Below are 23813 nucleotides of genomic sequence, written 5' to 3'. Positions count from 1 at the left end.
TTCATGGCTATCGAAGGAAGCACGGAAAAGCGCGAAGCCCGCATTCGCCTCGGCATGGTCGGCGGCGGCTCGGGCGCCTTTATCGGCGCGGTGCATCGCATTGCCGCCCGTATCGACGACCACTACGAACTGGTGGCGGGCGCTCTGTCCTCGACCCCGGAAAAGTCCCGTCAGTCGGGCGCCGAACTCGGCCTCGCCTCGGACCGGATCTATGACGACTTCCGCTCGATGGCGATCCGCGAAGCCAAGATCAAGAACGGCATCGAGGCCGTGTCGATCGTCACGCCCAACCACATGCACTACCCGGCCGCCAAGGAATTCCTGCGCCGCGGCATCCATGTGATCTGCGACAAGCCGCTCACCTCCAACCTCGCCGACGCCAAGAAGCTGCTCAAGGTCGCCCAGGAATCGGATGCGCTGTTCATCCTCACCCATAATTACACCGGCTATCCCATGATCCGCCATGCGCGGGAGATGGTGAAGTCGGGCGAGCTGGGTGACATCAGGCTGGTGCAGATGGAATATCCGCAGGACTGGCTGGCCGAGCCGATCGAACAGACCGGCCAGAAGCAGGCCGCCTGGCGCACCGATCCCAAACAGTCCGGCGCGGGCGGCTCGACCGGCGATATCGGCACGCACGCCTATAATCTCGGCTGCTTCGTCTCCGGCCTCGAACTCGAGGAACTCGCCGCCGATGTCCACACTTTCGTGCCGGGCCGCGCGCTCGACGACAACGCCCATGTGATGTTGCGCTTCAAGGGCGGCGCCAAGGGCCTGCTCTGGTGCAGCCAGGTGGCGACCGGCAATGAAAACGCGCTGAAGGTCCGCGTCTACGGAACCAAGGCCGGCATCGAATGGTCGCAGCAGGATCCCAACTATCTCTGGGTCACGGAACTCGGCAAGCCCAAGCAGCTTATCACCCGCAACGGAGCCGGCGCCAACGCCGCAGCCGGCCGCGTCAGCCGCATTCCGGGCGGCCACCCGGAGGGCTATCTCGAAGGTTTCGCCACCATCTACACCGAAGCCGCCCGCGCCATCATCGCCAAGCGCAAGGGCGAGAAGGTCGATGCCGACGTGATCTATCCGACCGCGGAAGACGGCGTGAAGGGTGTGGCCTTCGTCGAAGCCTGCATCGCCTCCTCCAAGCGCAACGGCGCCTGGGTCAAGGCGTAAGATCCTGAATCGACCCGCCGGCCAGCCCCTACCGGTTGGCCGGCGGCCCCATCGAGATTGAGTTCCGGAGCCGATATGCAGGACAATGCCGATCTCGCCGATCGCTACCGCGCCTATATCGATTGCCTCAACCGGCAGGACTGGGACTCACTCGGCCTCTATGTCGATGGTGACGCGGAACACAATGGCAGACCCTTCGGCCTCGCCGGCTATCGCGCCATGCTGGAGCAGGATTTTCAAGCTATCCCCGACCTCCACTTCTCGATCGGCCTCATGGTGTGCAATCCCACCCATGTCGCGGCCCGTCTCGACTTCGACTGCACGCCGGCAGGCGTGTTTCTTGGTCTCCCGGTCAACGGCTGCAGGATCACGTTTTCCGAAAACGTCTTCTACGAATTTCACGCCGGCAAGATCCGCAGCGTCTGGTCGGTGATCGACAAAATGGCGATCGAAGCGCAGCTCTGATCACCAGCAGACATTGTGGCATGTATCCACATGACGCGCCTGCAACGTTGCAGATTTAAACATTTCAGCCTGTACAAGCCTTTTCCGCTTGGTTAAACCGCAACGAAGGCGGGCCGTGAGGCCCAGCCGCAACCACACTGGGATTTGCCGCATGGATCCGAAGCTTCTCGCCGCCCGCTTTCCCGGAGACTTCGTCTTCGGCGTCGCCACCGCCTCTTTCCAGATCGAAGGCGCGACCAAGGAGGACGGCCGCAAGCCCTCCATCTGGGACGCTTTCTCCAACATGCCGGGCAGGGTCCACAATCGCGACAATGGCGATGTCGCCTGCGATCATTATCATCGCTGGGAGCAGGATCTCGATCTCATCAAGGAGTTGGGCGTGGAAGCCTATCGCTTCTCCATCGCCTGGCCGCGCGTCTATCCGGATGGAACCGGCCCGCTGAACGAAAAGGGCCTCGATTTCTACGACCGCCTCATCGACGGCTGCAAGGCGCGCGGCATCAAGACCTTCGCGACGCTCTATCACTGGGACCTGCCGCTGGCGCTGATGGGCGATGGCGGCTGGACCGCGCGCTCGACCGCGCATGCCTTCCAGCGCTATGCGCATACGGTGATCAGCCGCCTCGGCGACCGGCTGGATGCGGTGGCGACCTTCAACGAACCCTGGTGCTCGGTGATCCTGTCGCATCTCCTCGGCATTCACGCGCCGGGCGAGCGCAACATGCAGGCGACGCTCTACGCCGCCCATTACACAAATCTCGCCCATGGCCTGGCGGTGGAAGCCATCCGCGCGGAAGCGCCGAAGCTGCCGGTTGGGATCGTCTACAACGCGATGTCGGTCATTGCTGCATCCGATAGCGAGGCCGACCAGGCCGCCTCCATCAGAGCCAATGATTTCCACAATGGCATGTTTTTCGGCCCTGTCTTCAAGGGCGCCTATCCCGACAGCCTGATGGAAGCCTGCGAGCCCCTGATGCCGAAGATCGAAGACGGCGACATGAAGACGATATCGCAAAAAATCGACTGGTGGGGCCTGAACTATTACACGCCCATGCGCGTGGCCGCCGACCCCAATCCGGACGCCCCCTACCCCGCCCATATCCAGGCCCCGCCGGTGCATCCGGAAAAGACCGATATCGGCTGGGAGATCGACAGCTCCGGCCTCAGCCACATCGTCCGCGATCTCTACGCCAGCTATGACCTGCCCGAATGCTACATCACCGAAAACGGCGCCTGCTACAACATGGGCGTCGGCGCCGACGGCGAAGTCGATGATCAGCCGCGCCTCGATTATTACGCCGACCACCTCTCGGTTACCGCCGACCTGATCAAGGAAGGCTATCCCTTCCGCGGCTATTTCGCCTGGTCGCTGATGGACAATTTCGAATGGGCGGAAGGCTATACGATGCGCTTCGGCCTCGTGCATGTCGACTACGAGACCCAGGTCCGCACCGTTAAGAAGTCCGGGAAATGGTATAGCGAACTGGCGCAGGAGTTCCCGAAGGGCAATCACGCGCCGGCGAGCTAAACAAAGATCTTCGCCTTCCGGCGCTGCCGGAAGGCATTTTGATGAACCAGAGTCGGGTTACCCCTCCACCCAATCCTCCCCAAGCGTCACCACCAGCGCAAACCGCTCGTCCCGCGCATGCGTCGCAACCAACAGCTCATAGTCGCCCGCATCCGCCCGGAACGCCTTGGCCTCGACATCCCAGTAAGCGAGGTCGCGGAGCCAGATGGTTAGCGTCACCTCAGCGCTTTCGCCCGCTGCGAGTTTGACCTTGGCGAAGGCCCGGAGCTCCTTGTCCGGCCGCTCCACCTTCGCCGCGCGCGGCCGCACATAGAGCTGCACCACCTCCGAGCCCTGACGCGCGCCGGTGTTTTCCACCCGCACCGTCACATCCACACCCTCCGCGCCAATCACATCCGAGGAGACCTTGGCGTCCGTCCAGGCGAATGTCGTGTAACCAAGCCCGAAGCCGAACGGGAACAGCGGCTCGACGCCGCGCGTATCAAAATGCCGGTAGCCGACGAAGATCCCTTCGTCATAGCGCACATGCCCGGCTACCCCGGGATAGGTCGTGGGATCGCCGGTAAAGACGGGCATGTCCTTGAGCGCCTTCGGGAAGGTCTGCGGCAGCCTGCCCGAGGGCTCCTGGTCGCCGAACAGCACATCGGCGATGGCATGGCCGAGTTCCTGGCCCGGATACCACATTTGCAGCACGGCGCGGACGTCATTCAGCCAGGGCATTTCCACTGGCCCGCCGGTCTGCAGCACCACCACCGTGTTGGGATTGGCGGCCGCCACCGCCGCGATCAATTCATCCTGCCGGCCCGGCAGCCGCATGTCGGGCAGATCCTGCCCTTCCGTATCCCATTGCGCCTCGCGGCCGACGAAGAGGACGGCGACATCCACATCCTTCGCTTTGGCCACTGCCCGCTCGATCGCCTCGGCGCCCAGCGGCTTCTGCACCCCAAAGCGCAACGCCTGGATGGTGATGCCCTCCACATCCGGCTGACGCGATGAATAGTCGACCCGGATGCAATAGGTCCTGCCCGCCTCAAGCGTCAGAGGCCGGCGGACCTCGTCATTGGCCGTGCCGAAATAGTTCTCCCCGCGCCGCCAGTCGCTCCAGCCGTCCACCACCAGCGCATCGTCGACATAGAGCCTGGCGAGACCGGCATTGGTCATGCCGAACAAATGCTCGCCATCCTCCTGAGCGGTGAAGCTGAGCGTCATGCGCGCCGAAAAATCACGCGGATCCAGCTGATCGGACGGCAGTTCGAACCAGAAAAATTCGCTTTTGCCGCCCAACTCATGCGCAACGACCGCGCCCGCGCAATCCGCGCCCTGGAAATAGTCGACCGCCACCTCCTGCTCGAACAGGCGCACCAGCCGGTTGTTGTCGGCGCCCTTTTCCGCTTCGATCGAATTGGCGTTGGCGAGCGCCGCGCGAATGCCGTCTGCCGGGCTGACCTTGTGCAACGCATTGATCTGCGCCGAGCCGCCGCCCATCACCCGCGCCTCCCCCGCATTGGGGCCGATCAGCGCAATGCGCTCGATGGAACTCTTGGCGAGCGGCAGCACGCCGTCATTCTTGAGCAGCACCGCCCCTTCCGCGCCGATCTCGCGGATCAGCGCCCGATCTTGCGGCAGATCGAGTTCGCTCTCGCTGAGATCCGGCGCCGTATCGAGCGCGCCGACCTTGTCCATCAGTCGGAGCATGCGCAGCGCCGATTGCCGGATGGTCTCGAGCTTGACCGCACCCACCTGCGCCGCATGAACCAGCTTGTCGCCGCGATCGCGCGTCGGCCCCGGCATTTCCAGATCGAGCCCGGCATTGATTGTCTCGACGGTCGAATGCGATCCGAACCAGTCCGACATCACGATGCCGTCGAAGCCCCATTCCTCGCGCAGAACCTGGGTCAGCAGCCAGCCATGCTCGGACGTAAAGGTTCCGTTGAGCCGGTTGTAGGACGACATCACCGCCATCACGCCGGCCTGTTTCACCGCCGCCTCGAAAGGCGGCAGGTAGATTTCGCGCAACGCCCGCTCGTCGACATCGGACGACATGGTCTGCCGCTCGATCTCGGATTCGTTGGCCGCGAAATGCTTGATGGTGGCGGCGACGCCGTTTTTCTGCAGGCCGTCGATATAGGCCACGGCCAGAGCCGAGGTCAGCGCCGGATCTTCCGAATAGCATTCGAAATTGCGGCCGTTCAGGCCCGAGCGATGAATGTTGACGGTCGGCGCCAGCAGCACGCTCGCGCCCTTGCTCTTGGCCTGCCCGGCCAGCGCCGCGCCCATCCGTTCGGCGAGCCCGACGTTCCAGGTCGCGCCGAGCGAGATCGCTGCCGGGAAGCAGGCCGCCTTAACGCCGCCCACCAGAGAGCCCGCCCCGCGCGCGCCGTTCGGCCCGTCCGACACCTTGATCTTGGGAATGCCGAGCCGCGCCACCGGAACCGTGGTCCAGAAATCCGCGCCCGACAGCAGGCTTACCTGCTCTTCCAGCGTCATCTGGTCCACCAGCGCCTCGACATCGATGCTCTTCGCCATGTCGTCCTCCCACCTCAACTCGCTTATTCCGACTATTTACTAGGTTTTTTGGAAAGCCTGTCAAGCGCTTCTCAGGGCTTGCGAAAGCGCGTCAAACCGGCAAAAAGTGGGGAGGGGCAATCATGGAGAAGGCCGGAATGACCAAGTCCACGGACGGGCCGCGGCGGCGGCGGTCGCCCAAGGGCGAGCACAGGCGTGAAGAGATTTTGGACGCCGGCATGCGCATATTCGCGCGCGGCGGCTATTCCAGCGCGTCGATCGCCTCGGTGGCCGAAGAGGTCAATCTCACTCTGCCGGGCTTGCTGCACCATTTCCCGACCAAGGTCGATCTTCTTCTCGCTATCCTGGAACGCCGCGACATCAATTCGCTGGCGCTGGTCGGCTCGCTCGACGGAAATTGGCGCGAGACGCTGAAAGGCCTCTGCCGCGTCAATCGCGCCAACACGGAGATCCCCGGCGTCGTCCGGGCTTTTTCGATCCTCAACGCCGAAAGCCTGATCGAGGACCATCCCGCCGTCGGCTGGTTTTCGACACGCCTGACCGGGGTGCGCGAACGGCTCGCAGGCGGAATCCGCCGCGGCGTCGAGGCCGGCGAGGTGCGCGCCGATATTTTCCCCGAAGATATCGCCGCCGAAATCATCGGCATGATGGACGGTCTTCAGGTCCTCTGGCTGCGCGCTCCCGGGCAGACCGACATCGTCGCCATTTTCGACGGCTATATCGATCGGCTGATCCATGACCTGGAAGTCAAATCCTGACGGCCCACCCCGGAGAAGCCGGTCTCCGGGCCGCAAAGGCGCACATCATCTCCGTCAGCCTCTCAGCACGCGGTAGATCGCCGGGATCACCAGCACAGTCAGAAGCGTCGACGAAATCAATCCGAACAGCAGCGAAATCGCCAGACCCTGGAAGATCGGGTCGGTCAGGATCACCGCCGCGCCGATGATCGCAGCCAGCGCCGTCAGCAAGATCGGCTTGAAGCGGATCGCGCCCGCCTCGATCAGCACCTCGCTTATCGACCGGCCCTCGTGATCGGCGTGGCGGATGAAATCCACCAGAAGGATCGAGTTGCGCACGATGATGCCGGCCAGCGCGATGAAGCCGATCATCGACGTCGCCGAGAACGGCGCGCCGAACAGCCAATGCCCACCGAGAATGCCGATAAAGGTCAGCGGCACCGGCGTCAGGATCACCAGCGGCAGCTTGAACGAGCCGAACTGCGCCACGACGAGGATATAGATGCCGAGCAGCGCGATCAGGAAGGCGGCGCCCATGTCGCGGAAGGTCACCCAGGTCACCTCCCATTCGCCGTCCCACAGCAGCGTCGGGCGGCTTTCGTCGCTCGGCTGGCCATGCAGAGAAATCACCGGCTTTTCGAGCCCGGTCCAATCCTGCTTGTCGATCGCCTCCTGCACCGCGAGCATGCCGTAGAGCGGCGCCTCGAAATCGCCCGCCAGCTCCGCCGTGACCATGTCGTTGCTGACCCCGTTATGCCGATAATTCATCGGCGAGGTCTTTTCTTCGGTCACCTGCACGACATCGCCGAGCTCGACGACGCCGCGCCCGCCGGGCAGCACATTGGCCGGCATGGGGGTCACCAGGAAGCGCTCGTCGAGAACCTTATCGGCCTTGTCCCGCTCGAGACGGATCGGGATCGGTTGCCGCCCCCCGCCGCGATGCGAATAGCCGATCGTCTTGCCCCGGGTGAGGATCGAGATCGTGTCGAACACGTCGCTTTCTTCAACGCCGTAGAATTCCGCGTCGTCGGTCGAGACCGTCAGCCGCTTGCGCGGCGCCGCCTGACCATAGGAATTGTCGACATCGACGATGAAGGGCACGGACCGGAACGCCGCCTCCACCTTGGCCGCGGTCTGGCGCCGCGTCTCGGTGTCGGGACCATAGATCTCGGCGAGCAGCGTCGCCATGACCGGCGGGCCCGGCGGCGGCTCGACCACTTTCAGGCTCGTCCCCTCGAGCATCGGGATAGAGGCGATGCGCTTGCGCAGATCGAGCGCAATCTCATGGCTGCTACGGCCGCGCTCGCCTTTGGGCGTGAGATTGACCGCCACATCGCCCTGATAGGACGCGGCGCGCAGATAGGAATGCCGGACGAGACCGTTGAAGTTGAAGGGCGCAGCCGCGCCCGCATGCGTCTGGGCGGAGACGACCTCCGGCATGGCGAGCGCGATCCGCGCCACCGCTTGCGCGACCCGATCCGTCGCCTCCACCGAAGCGCCCTCAGGGAGGTCGAGCGTCACCGAAAGCTCCGATTTGTTGTCGAACGGCAGCAGCTTGACTGTCACATGTTTGGTGTAGAACAGGCTGAGCGACGCCAGCGTCAAGGCGCCGACGACAAGCAGAAAGACCCCGCTCCGCGCCTTTGACGCCAGAATGGGCCGGGCCACCGCAGCATAGGCCGCGCCGAGCCGCCCGCCGGCGGCTGCGTGATCGTCATGGGCGACCGGCGCCTTTCCCGCCACCTTCAGCATCAGCCAGGGCGTCACCATCACCGCCACGAAGAAAGAAAAAATCATCGCCGCCGAGGCATTGGCGGGGATCGGGCTCATATAGGGGCCCATCATGCCCGACACGAACAGCATCGGCAAAAGCGCCGCCACCACGGTGAGCGTGGCGACGATGGTGGGATTGCCGACTTCCGCCACCGCCTCGATGGCGCTTCGCCGCCGGCTGCGGCCGTCGCCCATGCCCCAGTGGCGCGCGATGTTTTCGATCACCACGATGGCGTCGTCGACCAGAATGCCGATGGAAAAGATCAGCGCGAACAGCGACACGCGGTTGAGCGTGTAGCCCATCAGCCGCGAGGCGAACAGCGTCAGCAGAATGGTGACGGGAATGACGATCGCCACCACGAAGGCCTCGCGCCGCCCGATCGCCAGCCAGACCAGCGCGATGATCGACAGAGTGGCGAGACCGAGATGATAGAGCAGCTCGTTCGCCTTGTCATTGGCCGTCTCGCCATAATCGCGCGTCACCTCGACCCGGATATCGGACGGGATCAGCCTGCCCTTCAACGCCTCGACCCGCGCCAGCACGGCTTCGGCCACCAACACGGCATTGGCCCCGGGACGCTTGGCGACGGCGAGCGTCGTCGCCGGTTGCCGCTCGACGCCGTCCTTGCCCTTGTTCAGCGTCGACACCAGCGCCTCTGTATCTTCAGGCGCGAATTCCACCGTCGCGACATCGCGGACATAAACGGGCCGCCCGTCGCGGGCGGTGATCAGCAGATTGCCGATCTCGGCGGGCGTCGAAAGCGTTTCACCCGCCATCACGTCGATCTGAAGACCCTTGTCGCGGACCTGTCCGGCCGGCGCGGCGCGATTGGCGCCCTCCACCTTGGCGGCCAGTTGCTGCAGCGTCACGCCATAGAGCGCGAGCTTCTCCGGCTGCGGCGAAATGCGGATGATCTCGTCGACCTCGCCGACAAGATAGGTCAAGCCGACATTCTCGACCTTGGCGACATCGGTCCGGACCTCCCGGATGATGCGGGTGAGATCGGCGGCGCTGACGCGTCCTTCGGCTTCGGGTTTAGGCGACAGCGTCAGCGTCACGATCGCCACGTCGTCGATGCCGCGTCCAATGATGGCGGGTTCGGGAATGCCGACCGGGATGCGGTCGAGATTGGCGCGCACCTTGTCATGCACGCGCAGCACCGCAGTGTCGGAGGATGTGCCGGTCAGAAACCGCGCCGTCACCATCACCCGGTTGTCCATAGACTGGGCATAGATATGCTCGACGCCGTTGATGCTCTTGACGATGGTCTCCAGCGGCTCGGTCACCAGCTTTTCGGCGTCGTCGGCCTTCAGCCCCGGCGCGTCGACGATAATGTCGACCATCGGCACGGAGATCTGCGGCTCTTCCTCGCGCGGCAGCGTCAACAGCGCCACCAGCCCGAAGGCGAAGGCGGCGATCAGGAAAAGCGGCGTCAGCGGCGATCGGATGAAACCGGCCGTCAACTGGCCGGCGATGCCCAGCCGGCCTTGCGGACGGTCGGCGTCTTCGTCTCCGGGTATGGGCATATTCGTCTTGTTCGCGCTCACGGCGTCACCACGATATCGCCCTCGACGAGGCCGGTCAGGATTTCGGTCATGGCGACGCCGTTGCGCGTGATGGTCGCGCCGCGGACCACCGCCCGCTCGACCACTTGATCGCCCTCGCGCACGGCGGCAAAATCGACGCCGGCGCGGAGCGTCAGCGCTTCGGCCGGCGCAAACAAAGCCTCGCGTTCGCCGACCGGCAGGTCCACCAGCACGCGGGCGCCGACGAAATCTGTGGCCAGCCCCTCGACCTCGACATCGGCCGTCACCCGGCCGCCGGAGATTTCCGGATAGATTTTGGCGAGCTTGCCGCTCAGGGCCTTGCCGCCCGCCTCGATGCGGATATCGGCGCCCTGCTTGAGGAACTGCGCATGCCGCTCGGGAATGGCCAGCCTCAGGAAGAAGCCGCCGCCGGCGATCGCAGCGACGCTTTCGCCCGCCATCACCACCGCGTCTCGGGTTGCCGGCACGCTCACCACCTTGCCGCCCGCCGGCGCCAGCACCACGCCTTCGCGCTGCTGCTCGACCAGCACCGAGCGCTGCGCCTGGGCCGCGCCGATCTGGTTGATCGCCACGTCGACCTGGGTGCGCAATTGATCGACGCGCTGGGCGGTCGTCGCCCCGCTCTTGATCAGTTTCTCGGCGCGGCCGAGTTCGGCGCGCGCATTGTCGAGCGACGCCTGGAGGCCAAGCAGTTGGGCGTCGACCGCCTCGATCTGAAAATCGATCTTGTCGTCGCGGATCCGCGCGATCGACTGGCCGGCCTCGACCTCGTCGCCTTCGGTGACCTCCAGCGAGGACAAGACGCCGCCGAGCCGCGCCCGGGCCAATACGGTGTTCCGCGCCTGCACCTGGCCATAGACGGCCTTCATCTCGACGACCGTTTCGACCCTGACGACATGGTCGCCGGCCAGAGCCGAAAGCGGCGAGAGCGACAGGACCAGCGCGGCGAGGCAGACAGTGGCGAACCGGACGGTCATCGCGCGCCTCAGAATGCGGCGCCGGGGCGCAAGCCCAGCTTGCGCAGCGCCATCGCCGCCGGGCAGAAGCCGGTGACGGCGGATTGCATCAGGTTGGCCCCGACGAAGACCGAGAGCCAGACGAAGCCGGGATGCACGAAATAGGTCAGCGCCAGCGACGCCAGAACCATGAAGCCTGCGAAGAGCAGAACGGCGCGATCGATCGACATGAGTAACTCCTTTGTTTTCGTATTTACGTTATTATGTAGATACTACTCACAAGATGTCAACGCCCGGATGACGACCCGGCGAAATAACATCATTGTCCGAAGGATAGCGCCTTTTGCTCAGCCGCCATTGACCAGCATCAAGATCAGCTGGTGGACGGCGCCGTTATCGCTGAATTCGGCGCGATCATAGTCGCGCTGCCGGGCCCGTTCGCGCTGGGAAATGTCCCGCAGCCGCTCGGTGAGCGTCGCGCGGATCTTCTTGCAGGAGGGATCATTCTTCTCCTCCAACCCGACGGACACCGCCAGGATCTCCTCGACCATCTCCTTGATGATCTGGCCATGCACCCGCTCATGCGCTTCGACGCCGGCCCGGAACCGCGCCCAGTTCTCGGCCGTGGGCGACGCCAGGGGCCCCTTCGCCTCGGGCAGCGTATAGGTGATGACGAGATTGGGTTTCGCCGCCGCCAGCACGCAATCATCGCCGCGCCGTCGATAATCCCGTCGCCAGGTGAGCTTGAAGCCGGTATGCGCAATCACCCGCCCCGCCCCGAGCCTGGGGCCGTTTTCCCCGATCGAGGCATAGAGCTCGGGGCCGGTGCGGCCGGAGACGGCGTAGGCGCGGATTTGTTCGACCGGCCGCCAATCGGCAACGGCAGCAGCGGGCGCAAGAAGGGCGAAGAGTACGAAGGCGGTGCCGATAAAAAACCGTCGACTCATGACGCCTCCAATTCTCCGAAGCTCTTACCGCACCGAGTTCTGTGTGAGCAAGATGCACACTCAAAAGCAACATGCAAAAAAGGACACCGATCCGTTACATCCTGACGAGACTTTTCGCACAACGCGTTACGCTGCGGTTGATTGGCGCGCTTTGAATCCGGTCGGAAGTTGCCTCGGTGGGCTCTCTCGCATCACGCAAGCCGAATTATCACTGACTGGACTAGAAACCCGGCTTCATAATGAAGCAAACTGCTTCGGCATCCGTCCACTCCCAACAAAACCGTTTGTTTCAATCTATGTATGATGACAAATCCAGGTGACCATGTTAGAGCAGAGAACCTGCATTCGCAATTTTTTGAGGTAGATATGCCACAAACTGACATTGATTCGACCGAGCAAAAAGCGAAAGCAGATCTGAAGAATGGAAATTTCGAATCTGCTTTGAGATTGTTTTTATTGCTAACGCACAGAAATGAGAATTTATACTGGTACTACTACCATATTGGGCAATGTTACTTGGGACTTAGAGCCTATGAAACAGCGCTACATTACTTCAATATTGCTTCAAAAAATATTGATGATTATAAGATAAATTTTGAAATAGCCCGCTGCTATTGGCACATGGGTCAAACAGAGAAATTTTCCAGCCATTTTGCGAGACATGTAACAGATAAAAGGTTCTGCGCTCTCACATTTGATATGGCCTGCAGTCAAAGAGACTTTAGGTGCTCCGCCACGTTGTGGCTGGAATTTCGAGATATTATCAAGAAATCAGTATCAGAAGCCAATTTTTGGCTTAATTTTATGGATAGAAATGATGAATTATTATCTCGGTTTGCGAAATCAAGCGCCCGGCTCAGTGGTACTTTTAGCTTTTCGGAAAAATTTCCAAATTTCCTCAGAATTTTGTCTCCGTCAGATTTAGAAGAATTGCTCACCTCCGACAGCGGGATTCACACCCATTTTCAGTTCTCGTCCTGGGATCTGAGCGTCAGTTTGAAGCAAAACAAGATTGCCCAGAATATTCCCTTTTGGTTAATCAAATTGTCAGCAAATGAGCAAATCAACTTTGTGTTTGACTCATCAGAAGAAGCACCAAAATTCTCAGCAGAAGAAGTTATTTCGTTTCGCAACATTGCATTGGGCGCGAATGCATTCCACAGGATAGCAGTTTTAACTGCAAATTTGGACTCATTGAATAAAAACTACATTGAACACAATATTGAAACTATAGAATATAATATTTACCCAATACTAATTTCATCAAATTACATCCACAAATGTTCGACGGAAATGGATAATTTAAAAGACGACATAAACAGAAGTTTCTCGATTATGAATGGAATGCCCCGGCCTCATCGCCAGGCTTTAATGATGCTTTTAAAGAGGAATGACCTCATTGCAAATGTTGATTATTCTTGGTGGAATACATCAAACGAAAAAAACAAGAGTGGGTTTTCGAATTACGCAAAAGCTACAAAATTGGTGTTTTCAAAACTAGGTTTCTCTGATGAAGAATTTGAGTGGTTGTCAAACCTGGATGAAGTGAGAATTGAATCAACCGGCAACAACACGCACTATATGTGCGAAGATGTGCCGCGAGATTTTCTGTCCAGGAGCAACTACCATCTTGTGTCAGAGACAGATTTCGCGGACAAAAACGTCATGCGGCTGACTGAAAAAACCTTGAAGCCTATTATCGCAGGCGTCCCATTTTTGATGGTTGGAGTGCCCGGAATCGTATCGTATCTAAGAAGTCTTGGTGTCGATATGGTTGATGACGTAATTGACCACTCTTATGACGATATAGAGGATCCTAGCGATCGCTTAACGGCCATTGCGGCGGAAATAGCCCGTCTTCAAGGCGTTGCCGTTGGTAAAGATCGACTAGAGATCATGGTGAGTAAGAATTTAGTATTTTTAAAGAAATGGCACCGTCAGACAAGCCGCGCATATATAGGAAGGCTAAATAACTGGCTCAAATGTATTCGACGCGAAAACGCTGTCCCCGACCTTCTCTCTCGTCTCTTTTTTAATGACGGCAAGGCAATACGCTTTTTAATTAAAGATCAGAAAGATGTAATACAAAATCATCATTACAGAGGAACGTTCTACGAGCGAGAAGAATTGGAAATTATCTCGAGACATTTCCCTGTTGGTGGAGCGTATGTTGATATCGGCGCTAATGTTGGAAATCATGCTGTCTATGTCGCAAAAAATCTCAAACCGTCCAAAATAGTTTTGGTCGAATGTTCGCCGGAAGCATTAATGTTATTGAGGTCTAATATTAGGCTGAATGGCATTGACGAAGTCGTTGATCAAAGCTGTTTAGGGTTCGCCGTCGGCCGCGAACACGGATTTGTATCAATGAAAATTCCACAGATGCACAATCTTGGTTCTGGCAGAGTGGAAACGTCAAGTTTTGGGTCAATAAAAATGGTACCTGGAGACGATCTTCTCGCTCATGTTGACAAAATTGACTTTCTTAAAATTGATGTTGAAGGTAAGGAAATCGATGTAATACAAGGCCTTCGCAAAACGTTGGAACGACACAAGCCCGCGATTTTCATAGAAGTAGATTTGAAAAATTTGGCTGAAATCAACGCGCTTTTCAGCGCGCTTGGTTATCGTGTAGTTGACGAACATCAGAGGTATCGCTCTTTAACAAATCTTATGCTAGTAAGCGATTAGGCCCAAAATCCATATTGCATAATTAGTTGTCCGTGGAGAACGGGCATCAAATGCATTCCCGTGGCAGTTTGTTTTTTTGACGGGGCAAGGGCGGCCGAGAGAGCGGCCGACTGAAATAGGATGCGCGCGCGCCTTAATACGGCGGACGTTGTAGCCGATTGCAGCAAAAACGGTGTTGATGGTGTCTACTTGGCCGTGGGCGAAATGTTTCGGCCCATACGTTGGTCGCGCCAAACACAAAGATTCATTATCTGCTAGGACTGCCGTTTGCGTTTTCTTTGAAGCACATGCGCAAAAACTGTCGTCAACCATGACGTTTATGTCAAAACTTTATTCAGTAAGTTCAAAAGCCTAGAAATTTGCGATGGGAACCTACGCGCTTTCTTTCTAAGCAGGAAATTTGCACGAACTCCTACTGAATAACCGAAACCCTTACAGCTACTGCATCTGGCAAATAAACATGCGTACCATGAGCGGCGTGCTGTGCGGCCGAATTAAAAAAACGCGACGCAGCTTCGTCGTAGTTTGTCTCGAATCTGATGGCCGCCAAGAACATAGACTTGGCTTCGGGGCTGACCCAGAGGACGTCTGTGGGGAGTTCATCTGCACATATTCCATGCATACTCGGTGCGAACGACCACGATCTTACATGGTGGCCAATCTGCGTCGGCGTAGTATCGCCAAGTCCGGCTCGACCGTCGGCTGCTTGAACAACCAACCTGCCCGTTGCGGACCAGAACGGACGAAGTGTATGTGCGCGAGCAATATGCGTCAGCCAATCGGGCCTCAGCATCCAATCGGGCGCGACAAACAACAACGGTCGCGATGAGATTTCTGGGCCAGTGTCCTCGAACTGACGACCTTCCTCGCTGACGCCGTCATCAAAAGTCCTCACAGTCAGGCCTGACGCCTCATGTGAACACCACCAAATTTTTGCCTCGAAAGCGCCGAGCCATTCACTGTTGTAGGACATCCAGTTCCTAACCATAGCGCCATCGTTCGCCCTCACGACGACATCGATACCATTTCCAACAATTGACGTGTTCATATCAGTAGTGCCTCAAAGCCCGAATTTTTTGAAGGTTGGCGTCGTAAACTTCGACTTTCGTGATCTGATTGTCGACCAGCCCGACGAAATACTTATTCATCAGCACGGGAACAAACAATGAGGGTTGTTGTTCGGTTGCGCGGAGGATGAACTCCCAATCCACAAGCCGCCTCATATCGTCGCGGAACCCGCCGATCTGTTCATAGATCTCCCGACGATGCGCGAAAACATTGAGGTCTATATAGTTTCTCTGTTCGAGTTTGGACCGGTTGAATGGGCATGCCCGAATGCTCCGGAGTTCGGAGCGTTTTACCGAGGGTAAATACTCCCATATTTCCTGGCCCATATAGCAGCTTGAAAATCCTTTTGATTTTTCCAGCGCGCCGACGACGATCGAAAGAAATTCGGGATACCATTGGTTGTCGGAATCCAGGTAGGAGATGATGCTCCCCTTACACGCTTGGAGCCCGACGTTCCTTGCTGCGGAAACCCCTTGGTTTACAGCCAGCCTCATGAGCTTTATTCGCTCGTCTCCCAGTTCACCGAGCACCTGCTCCAGATGACTGTAGGTATCGTCCGTACTTCCATCGTCGACGATCAGCAATTCCCAGTTTTGATAATATTGGTCCCGCACGGATTGGATCGCGTCAGCAACAACTCCGCTGCGATTGTAGACTGGCATAATGACCGATATCAATTGATCTTGTGGAGCGCTACGCCCCGCATGGCCATAATGGAGTTTGTTGAATTCAAAAAAGCGCTGAAGCGCGTGGTTGTTCTGGTAAAATCCAAGAGGGGTTTCGTAATTTATGAACGCCCACTCCAAGAATTTTTCTGGCGTCATCGCCGGTGAAAGGTTGGCTCCCCGAATCTTCGGCGAAACTTTACGCTCATAGAAATGCGTGGTTTCGCCATCGAGATAGAGTCTGACATTTACGCTCTCTGAAGCGATATGGTCATATGGCAGCGCAAGTCTGAAACCATGCCGCCCGTTCCCCATACCGGCTTTCTCCAGGTCTTCTCGATAGAGCCCGGTCGTCAAACCGCATATTTGTCGTTCATTAATAGACAAGTTGAAATGCACCGAACGGTTCACGGCTGAGGGATCATAGACCCAACCTGTAATCATGCCATTTTCAATCGCGTCGACTCGCGCTTGAATGGGCAAAAGCGCGCTGATTGGAGCCGGATGCGTCAGGCGGTGCTTCAATTCCAAGCAATCTCCTTCAAGAAACGGAAGACGCTTGCCGTCGATGCCATTGCGAAGTTCGATCTTGTGCACAGCGCCATCAATCAGGTCCAAAGGAATTTGGACGACAAAACCGCAATTGGAGGCATATCCCGCAGCCGCCACGTCAGGCCGATCTAAATTGGCTGCGGCGCGTTCGACAGGGACATCATCCACGATTAGCCAGACATCAGTCCCGCCTTGCCATTTGCTGTCATCCCCCTTCTGGAACGAAACCCAGCCAGAGATTTTCCCGTCAACCGTTTCGACATAGCCCTCAACGGCGTAGTCACCGAGGCCATCGAACTCTACCGCGTCTAGACGGTCTCCGACATTCACCGCGCCAAGCCGGTGATTTTCGCCATCGTCTTCCGCAGCCGTCAGCGCCCGCTGAAAAATGGGTTGGAAAGTCGGCGCATTCTTGCTGATGCGCTCGCTCCAACCGTCTCTGAACTTTCGAATAACATCGTGAGATACGTAATCACTCGAACCCAGTACATTTTTATTGAAGACGAAGCTATTTCGAACAAAATAATAAAGATAGTACAAAGTAGGAACCAACCGACCATGCGACGCCTTGTGATGCGTTGCGATAGCGTCCGGTATGATGCGGCGAGCAACACCATGCTGTTCCATACGGAGAAACCAGTCGGTTTCTTCGTAGTACAGAAAATAGTCCTCCGGTATGTAGCCGACCTTTTTAAAGGCGTCTGCCGAGGCAAATAACGCGCAGCCATTGAGGACATCAACCTTGTAGTCTCGCGCCGGCAGCTTTGCGACGCTTTGACCGTCAAGGTGATGCTTCTGCCTGAGGGTCCGATCTTTCATAACCCATCCACCCGCAAAAGATATCTTCCCATCGGCAGTTAGAATGGCAGGTGAAAGCACGTCCCCAGGATATTGTATCGCAGCGCTGTATAGGCGCTCCAGGCAGCCTTTTCGCAGGTTCATGTCAGGGTTCAATATGGATATGTAGGCGTAGCGCTTTTTCAGAGCCAGTTCCAGAATGGCATTGTTTCCGGCCGCATAACCAAGATTTTCCTCTGGAACGAGAACGACGACTTTCCTGTCCAGGTCGCGGTAATGCATCATCTCGCGTTCAGACCTGCCATTGCAGAGGATGTATATATGCACATCCCGCGCGTCTATCTGACGGGGAATGCTTTCCAAGAGCGCATCCACATCATGAAGGCTATAATAACTAACAATGGCAACCGCTATTTGACCTTCTGCCTGATCGCCTAGAGTATCGTACACCTCGAGACTCTTGCCAGATTCCAGCTCCAGCAAATCGCCGGATTTCTCCAGCTCCAACATGGCTGTCTCCAGAGCATCACTTATGTCCGGCCACGCGAAGCGCTCCGCAAAATCCAACGCTGCGCGGCGCATCTCGACGCGAACCTCATCCGAGGTCGACAGAAACTGCTCAAGCGCCAGCGTCAAGCCATCCGGATCTTGCGGATCATAGGATATTGTAAATCCGGCCTGGTGAATCTCTGCAAGCGTGGGCAGCGCTGGGGCAATGACTGGTTTGCCGAATGTTGCAGACAACATGACTGATCCAGAGGTCAATATGTTCTCGTATGGCAAAACAATTACGTCTGAAGCAGAAAAATAAGTCTGCAACAACTCATCCGGAACAAAACCTTCGTGAACAGTGATTGATTTTTTGAATATCGCCATTCTTTCCCAGTAGCCGGCAGGTGTTGGATAAACCGCCTTGCCGGCAATTAGTAGATCAATGGCTTCGTATTTGGATTGAATTTTATCAAAGCTGGAAATTAGTTTTTCCAGACCTTTGTACGCGCGCAGCTGACCAACGAAGCCGAACACTGTATTTTGCTCAGGTATAAGCAAGTGTTGCCTTGCTTCTTCTGTAGACTGCCGCATCGGGTACGAGCCGACATAATTCCCATGCGGAAAAACGTGGCACTTGGCTTCAGGAACCTCATATTCCTTCTGCATTTCGTGGATGGCGCTCCTGTTATGCGTGTGAATAAAATCACATACTTTCATAATGGATTTGAAGAACCAAACCCAGACATCCCTTCTTTCCGTGTCATGAGGAAGCACATTATGAACGGTGAAGGCAAATTTCCCACCATAACCGCGGAAATTTGAAACCTTTTCTAAAAATATCTCGCCGGCTCTGTACATTGCATCTGTAGACTTAGCGCCAGAAAATATTGGTTCTGGCCAATGCAAGTGAAAGACTACGCTATCGTCATCTAAAACGGCCTGTATTGCACCATCTATTCCGCCGCTAGAAACCTCGAAAGCGACAAAATTTGAGTAAAGCGAAGACTGGTAGGGATTCGTTCCTGTATAGTCAGGATAAAAAATCAGCTTTCTTACGCCAGCCATGCTTATATATCTCCAGTCAAACGCCCCAATAACTGCGTTATAGACGGAAGAACGTAAAGCCGGCAAGTCTGGATTTCGTCTTGATCCAATCCATGTTACTCCCTCTCACCCCACCACCCCCGCCAACCTCGCCGCCCAGGCCTCCGCGCCCGCCTCATCCGCAATCAGATCCTGGCGGATTTCGATCAGCAGCGCGGGCAGGCCACGGTCCTCGCCGTGGATCGGTATGGTGTAGTCCTCGGCGCGATCGATCACATAGGGTTGGTTGGCGGCGACCGTCAGTCCGTCACGGCCGAGCTTTTCCACCAGTTCCACCCCCCAGTCGCGCGAGTGGGAAAACAGCACGCCGGCGTGCCACGGCCTTTTAACGCCCTTGAACACCGGCGTGAAGGAATGGATCGCCAGGATCCTCGCCGGGCGTCCGAGCCTCCGGCGTTCGTCGAGATGGGCTGTCACGGCGGCGTGAAAGGGATGAAACATGCGCTCCGCCCTCAGCGCCCGCTCTTTGGGATCGAGATCGCGATTGCCGGGTATCGGCGTGTTTTCCGACAGGATGGGGATGCTGCTGTCGGCGTCGAGCGGCCGGTTGAGGTCGATCAGCAGCCGGGAATAATTGCTCAGGAAAGCCGGCGCGTCGAGACGGGCGCTCAGCCGCCGCGTCACCTCGGCGGCGCCGATGTCCCAGCCGATATGCCGCGCGATCTCCGCTTCGGGCAGGCCGAGCCCCTTATATTCGGGGGGGATGTGGCGGGAGGCGTGTTCGCAGGTCAGCACGAAGGGAGAGCGCCCGTGCGGGTTGACGATCTCCACCGCCTCAGGCCAGTCCACAGTCGTGTCCGCCGGCATCAGAACAGGGTCCGGTAGCGGGCGCAGATCTCGTCGGCCTCGCTGCTCGCCAGAATCTTCATCTCCTGCCGGCGAACGCCGAGATAAGTCTCGATGAAGACGGAATCGAACCAGCCGCAGACCCTGTCGTCGGCCTCAAATGCGGCCAGCGCCTGTTCCAGCGTTTCCGGCAGCCGCCTGAGCCCGAGCTCGGTCCGTTCGCCTTCGGTCAGCAGCGCCGGATCGCCGGAGAAGATCGGCGGGGCGGGCAGTTTTCGCCTGATGCCCTCGAGCCCGGCCCGGATCAGGCCGGCGAGCGACAGATAGGGATTGGCGGTCGAGTCGGCGGCGCGATATTCGATATTGTGCTGGCGGGCCGGATCCTTGCCGCTGAGGCCGGCGATCGGGCAGATGCGCAGCGAGGCCTCGCGGTCGCGCTCGCCGAGCCAGGTCCAGGCCGCGCTCCAATAATGCGGCTGCAGCCGATAGTAAGAGGGAATGCTCGGCGCGGTGATCGCCGTCAGCGCCGGCAGATGCGAGAGGATGCCGGCGCAGAAGGCGCCCGCCGCGGCCGACAGGCATCCCGGCTGCGCCGGATCATAGCCCGCCGGCTGGTCTTGCCCGTCGCGCAGCGAAAAATGGATATGCACGCCATTGCCCACGCCGTCGAGGCTGGTCTTGGGCGAGAAGCTGGCCTGCCAGCCCTTGTTGCGGGCCACTTCGCGGATGATCTCGCGCACCGCCACCGCCCGGTCGGCGGCCGCCAGCGCATCCGCCGGCGCGAGCGTGATCTCGAACTGGTCCTCGCCATATTCGGCGAGAAACATTTCCGGCTCCACGCCCGCCTCTTCCAGCGCCGCCAGCACTTCGGAGGCGAAGGGATCGGCCCGCCGGAGCGCCCCCACCGAGAAGGCGTGCGCCTCCGGCAGATCGGCCCCGAAAATCTGGAATTCGAGTTCGAAGGTCGCGAGCAGCCTCAGCCCCGTCTCGGCTTCGAGATCGGCGATCGCCTGTTTGAGGATGGTGCGCGAGCAGCAGCTCCAGGGCCGCCCGTCGAGCCGGACGATGTCGCCGGCGACCAGCGCAAACGGCGTCGCAGCGCCCGTGCCGGATGTGGTGAACACCGCGCCGAGATCGGGCAGCAGCCGGAGATCGCCCTGGGAGCCCCAGGGATTGGGATCGGCGATGGCGTTGAAGGCGGTGAGCGAAATATTGGCCGGCACCCAGCCCACACCGGCGGCCGCATAGTCCTCCAGCCGGTCGAGCCGCACCGGCCGTCCGCGAGTGACGCCGGAGATGTCGGTGGTGGCGATGACGGCGAGAGGCGGAAGCTTGGCGTTCATCCTCAGCCCTCCATCGCCTGGATCTTGGCGATCACGGTTTCGGTGTCCGCCAGATGGCAATAGCCGCCGAATGCGGCGAGCGCATTGGTCTGCCGCTCCGGCGTGATCGTGGCGCAGGCGTCAGTGACGCAGGTGACGAGAAAGCCGCGATCAGCGGCGTCGCGCACGGTCATGTCGACGCATTGATCGGTCAGCACGCCGGCGACGATCAGATAGCGGATGCCGAGATTGCGCAGGAGATAATCGATATTGGTGGAGTTGAACACGCCCGACGAGGTCTTGGGGATCAGGATCTCGTCGCCCTCAGGCGCGAGATTGGCCGGCGGCAGGCCTTCGGGCAGGTCCGGCGGCACATGGATTGGCGTCAGCTTGTGGTCGAGCGAGCGGTCGCGGCCATCACGCGTCAGCGACTGGATGATCGTGTGCAGGGGCTCGACGCCATGTGCGCGGGCCGCCGTCAACAGACGTTCGCAATTGGGGATCGCCTGTTCGCGCACGCTTTTGTAAAAGTAATGGTCAGGCCCCCGCTCGGGGTGATGCGGATCGAGCCCCGGCTCTAGCCAGATGCGCTGCATATCCACCAGAAGCAGCGCGGTCTGGCCTTTCCTGAACGGCTCGTCGCGGCGTGTGCTGTCGATCATCTCAAGAGTCCTTGCTGGGTTTGGGTCCTGGCCCGCCGCGCAAGGCGGGCTCTGCATCCATGGTCACGGCGTTTTGGGCGCGGATCGCCTCCAGCGCCTCGATGCGGGCGCGCGCCTCTGGCCGCGCAGCAGTGAGAAGATGCGCCGTCAGCGCCTCGATCTGGGCGAGCGCCGGCGCCATCGTGTCGAAGGGCGATTGCGCCTCCACCGGGCAGGTCAGCGTCACCTCAGCCTGCGCCGAAAGCGGCGACATCCAGGGATCGGTGAACAGGATGAGATGCGCGCCGCGCTCGGCCGCCTGCGCGCCGAAGCGGATCGTGTCGTTCTGGTAGCGCCGGTAGTCGAACAGGATCAGCGCATCGGCCTTGGACATGTCGACCAGCTGATCGACGGCGCGGGAGCCGACTTCGCCGAGATCGACCACGCCATCGCGAAACTGCGCGAGATAGCCGGAGAGCATGCCGGCCAGATGCCGGGAAAACCGGCCGCCGAGCAGATAGACGCTGCCCTTGGCGGAGATGATCAGCCGCGCCGCCCGCTCGATCAGCGCTTCCTGGCCCGAGGCTGCGAGCTTGTCCACCGACGCCGCCACCGAGGCGAGATACTGCGCCGAGGCCGAAGCCCCTGCCCCGGCCGGCTTCTTGGCCTCCATCATCATCAGCGGCGAATGCAGCCGCGCCTCGACTTCGGCCAGAAGCCGGGCCTGAAAATCGCCGAATCCCTGAAAGCCGAGCTTGCCGACGAGCCGGAGCACGGTCGGGTCCGACACGCCGGCGCGGCGGGCGAGCGCCGAGGCCGAGCCGAGGCCCGCCGACGGATATTCCGCCAGAAGCGCCTGCGTGATCCGCCCTTCGGCCGGCGTCAGCCCCGGCGCCGCCTTGAGCAGCATGTCTCTGATTGTCTGTTCCATCCCGGACACACGCATGAACGAATGTAGAGATCACTACATATTCAAAAAATTCCGTCAAGCATGAAGAAATGTTGACATTGCCTCATTTTGCGCCTTAGCTTCTTTTTGGGCATGAGAGCCCGATGGAGCGACGATGGATATCAGGGTCTATTCGAGTTTCGTGACCACGGCCGAGCTGATGAACATGACGGCGGCGGCCCACCGCCTCAACATGACGCAATCGGCGCTGTCTCGGCAGATCACCGGGCTCGAGGCGCATCTCGGCGTCAAATTGTTCGAAAAGTCGGGTCGCAATATCCGGCTGACAGGCGAAGGCGAATTGCTGATGGCCAAGGCGCAGGCCTTGCTCGCCGCCGAGCGCGACTTGCGGCTGCAGGCCGACGGCCTCTCCCAAGGCGACACCGGCGTGCTGCGCCTCGGCGCCTGCTCGCAGCTGATCGAGCGCTACTTCCCTGATTTCCTGCGCGGCTGGCGCGACCAGAATCCCGGCGTCGATCTCCGCATCGAGGATGCCGGCGGCGCAGAACTGATCGAAAAGCTCAAGGGCGGCCTCGTCCATTGCACCATCAGCGCCGCCCCCGCCCAGCCGGTCGAGACATTCGGTCTCCGCCGCATCGGCAGCCTCGGCTATCTCGCCGTCGCCGCCCCCGGCCATCTCGACAGACCCGGCCAGCCGATCGAAGCGTCCGATCTGTTCGACAAGCCGCTCCTGCTGCTCAACCGCAAGCATGCCTCGCGCGAAGTCTTCGACGCCGTCATGCGCGTCTATGGCGCGCGGCCCGAGATCATCGTCGAAAGCTATTCGCCGCATACGCTGTTTTCGCTGGCCGAAGGCGGCAATGGCGTCGCCATCGTCCCCTCCTCGGCCCGCATCACCTCGGCCTCGTTGATCCGGCGTCCGATCATGCTGAAGGGCGAACCCGTCCGCTTCGACATTTGCGCGATGTGGAACACGCAATTGCCGCCGCCGGCCTTCGCGCAGCGCTTCATCGACGCGCTCGCCGCCCATATCGCCCGCGAAGAAGAGCGCGAGGCGCGCCAGCCTTTCCGCCGGGGCGCGCTCTATTCGGTTTGAGACAATCCATTCCGGTTTCGCATGAATCGGGGGAT

Annotated in this window: 17 protein-coding genes; 6 read left to right on the top strand and 11 right to left on the bottom strand. The window is 59.4% G+C overall.

Annotation, left to right across the window (positions count from 1 at the left end):
• Positions 1-3: 3 nt before the first annotated feature.
• From OCK01_RS09065 to OCK01_RS09055, 3 genes are all read left to right on the top strand, one after another.
• Positions 4-1173 (top strand): Gfo/Idh/MocA family protein, encoded by a 1170-nt coding sequence (locus OCK01_RS09065; RefSeq protein WP_263823656.1) that lies wholly within the window; start codon positions 4-6, stop codon positions 1171-1173.
• A 75-nt stretch (positions 1174-1248) separates the two neighbouring features.
• On the top strand, positions 1249-1638 hold the full coding sequence (locus OCK01_RS09060; protein ID WP_263823655.1) for an ester cyclase: 390 nt from the start codon (positions 1249-1251) through the stop codon (positions 1636-1638).
• A 151-nt stretch (positions 1639-1789) separates the two neighbouring features.
• The gene (locus OCK01_RS09055) at positions 1790-3166 is read left to right on the top strand and encodes a GH1 family beta-glucosidase (protein WP_263823654.1); all 1377 of its coding nucleotides are present in this window, start codon (positions 1790-1792) and stop codon (positions 3164-3166) included.
• Positions 3167-3223: 57 nt separating this feature from the next.
• Here the strand turns inward: OCK01_RS09055 and OCK01_RS09050 are convergent, their stop codons facing one another.
• Positions 3224-5692 (bottom strand): beta-glucosidase, encoded by a 2469-nt coding sequence (locus OCK01_RS09050; protein WP_263823653.1) that lies wholly within the window; start codon positions 5690-5692, stop codon positions 3224-3226.
• A 137-nt stretch (positions 5693-5829) separates the two neighbouring features.
• Here OCK01_RS09050 and OCK01_RS09045 point away from each other — a divergent pair, with 137 nt between their 5' ends.
• Positions 5830-6450, top strand: a complete 621-nt coding sequence (locus OCK01_RS09045; protein ID WP_263823652.1) for a TetR/AcrR family transcriptional regulator — start codon at positions 5830-5832, stop codon at positions 6448-6450.
• 54 nt (positions 6451-6504) lie between these two features.
• Here the strand turns inward: OCK01_RS09045 and OCK01_RS09040 are convergent, their stop codons facing one another.
• The 4 genes from OCK01_RS09040 to OCK01_RS09025 form a co-directional block, all read right to left on the bottom strand.
• Positions 6505-9729, bottom strand: coding sequence for an efflux RND transporter permease subunit (locus OCK01_RS09040; protein ID WP_263823651.1), 3225 nt, complete (start codon positions 9727-9729; stop codon positions 6505-6507).
• Between the two features lie 17 nt (positions 9730-9746).
• Complete coding sequence (locus tag OCK01_RS09035) at positions 9747-10727, bottom strand: efflux RND transporter periplasmic adaptor subunit (RefSeq protein WP_263823650.1); 981 nt, start codon at positions 10725-10727, stop codon at positions 9747-9749.
• 8 nt (positions 10728-10735) lie between these two features.
• A complete protein-coding gene (locus OCK01_RS09030) occupies positions 10736-10936 on the bottom strand; it encodes a DUF2892 domain-containing protein (RefSeq protein ID WP_263823649.1) in 201 nt (66 codons plus the stop codon).
• Positions 10937-11053: 117 nt separating this feature from the next.
• Positions 11054-11653: a DUF922 domain-containing Zn-dependent protease gene (locus OCK01_RS09025; protein WP_263823648.1), complete on the bottom strand. Its 600-nt coding sequence runs from the start codon at positions 11651-11653 to the stop codon at positions 11054-11056.
• Between the two features lie 366 nt (positions 11654-12019).
• Between OCK01_RS09025 and OCK01_RS09020 the strand changes: the two genes are divergently transcribed.
• Entirely contained in the window at positions 12020-14344 is a 2325-nt protein-coding gene (locus tag OCK01_RS09020) for an FkbM family methyltransferase (protein WP_263823647.1), read from the top strand.
• Positions 14345-14756: 412 nt separating this feature from the next.
• Here OCK01_RS09020 and OCK01_RS09015 read toward each other — a convergent pair whose 3' ends face one another.
• The 6 genes from OCK01_RS09015 to OCK01_RS08990 all read right to left on the bottom strand — a co-directional run bounded on the left by OCK01_RS09015 (position 14757) and on the right by OCK01_RS08990 (position 22703).
• A complete protein-coding gene (locus OCK01_RS09015; RefSeq protein WP_263823646.1) occupies positions 14757-15392 on the bottom strand; it encodes a hypothetical protein in 636 nt (211 codons plus the stop codon).
• Position 15393: 1 nt separating this feature from the next.
• Positions 15394-18984: a glycosyltransferase gene (locus OCK01_RS09010; protein ID WP_263823645.1), complete on the bottom strand. Its 3591-nt coding sequence runs from the start codon at positions 18982-18984 to the stop codon at positions 15394-15396.
• 105 nt (positions 18985-19089) lie between these two features.
• Entirely contained in the window at positions 19090-19830 is a 741-nt protein-coding gene (locus OCK01_RS09005) for an N-formylglutamate amidohydrolase (protein WP_263823644.1), read from the bottom strand.
• A complete protein-coding gene (locus OCK01_RS09000) occupies positions 19830-21152 on the bottom strand; it encodes a glutamine synthetase family protein (RefSeq protein ID WP_263823643.1) in 1323 nt (440 codons plus the stop codon). Before OCK01_RS09000 ends, OCK01_RS09005 begins: the two co-directional genes overlap by 1 nt.
• Before the next feature lie 2 nt (positions 21153-21154).
• Complete coding sequence (locus OCK01_RS08995) at positions 21155-21793, bottom strand: cysteine hydrolase family protein (RefSeq protein WP_263823642.1); 639 nt, start codon at positions 21791-21793, stop codon at positions 21155-21157.
• Between the two features lies 1 nt (position 21794).
• Positions 21795-22703, bottom strand: a complete 909-nt coding sequence (locus OCK01_RS08990; protein ID WP_263823641.1) for a MurR/RpiR family transcriptional regulator — start codon at positions 22701-22703, stop codon at positions 21795-21797.
• 133 nt (positions 22704-22836) lie between these two features.
• Here OCK01_RS08990 and OCK01_RS08985 point away from each other — a divergent pair, with 133 nt between their 5' ends.
• Positions 22837-23778: a LysR family transcriptional regulator gene (locus OCK01_RS08985; RefSeq protein ID WP_263823640.1), complete on the top strand. Its 942-nt coding sequence runs from the start codon at positions 22837-22839 to the stop codon at positions 23776-23778.
• The last annotated feature ends 35 nt before the right edge of the window (positions 23779-23813 follow it).

Source organism: Rhizobium sp. TRM95796, from assembly GCF_025779995.1.
Lineage (GTDB): Bacteria > Pseudomonadota > Alphaproteobacteria > Rhizobiales > Rhizobiaceae > Rhizobium_E.
This window is presented reverse-complemented; position numbering and strand designations above follow the sequence as displayed.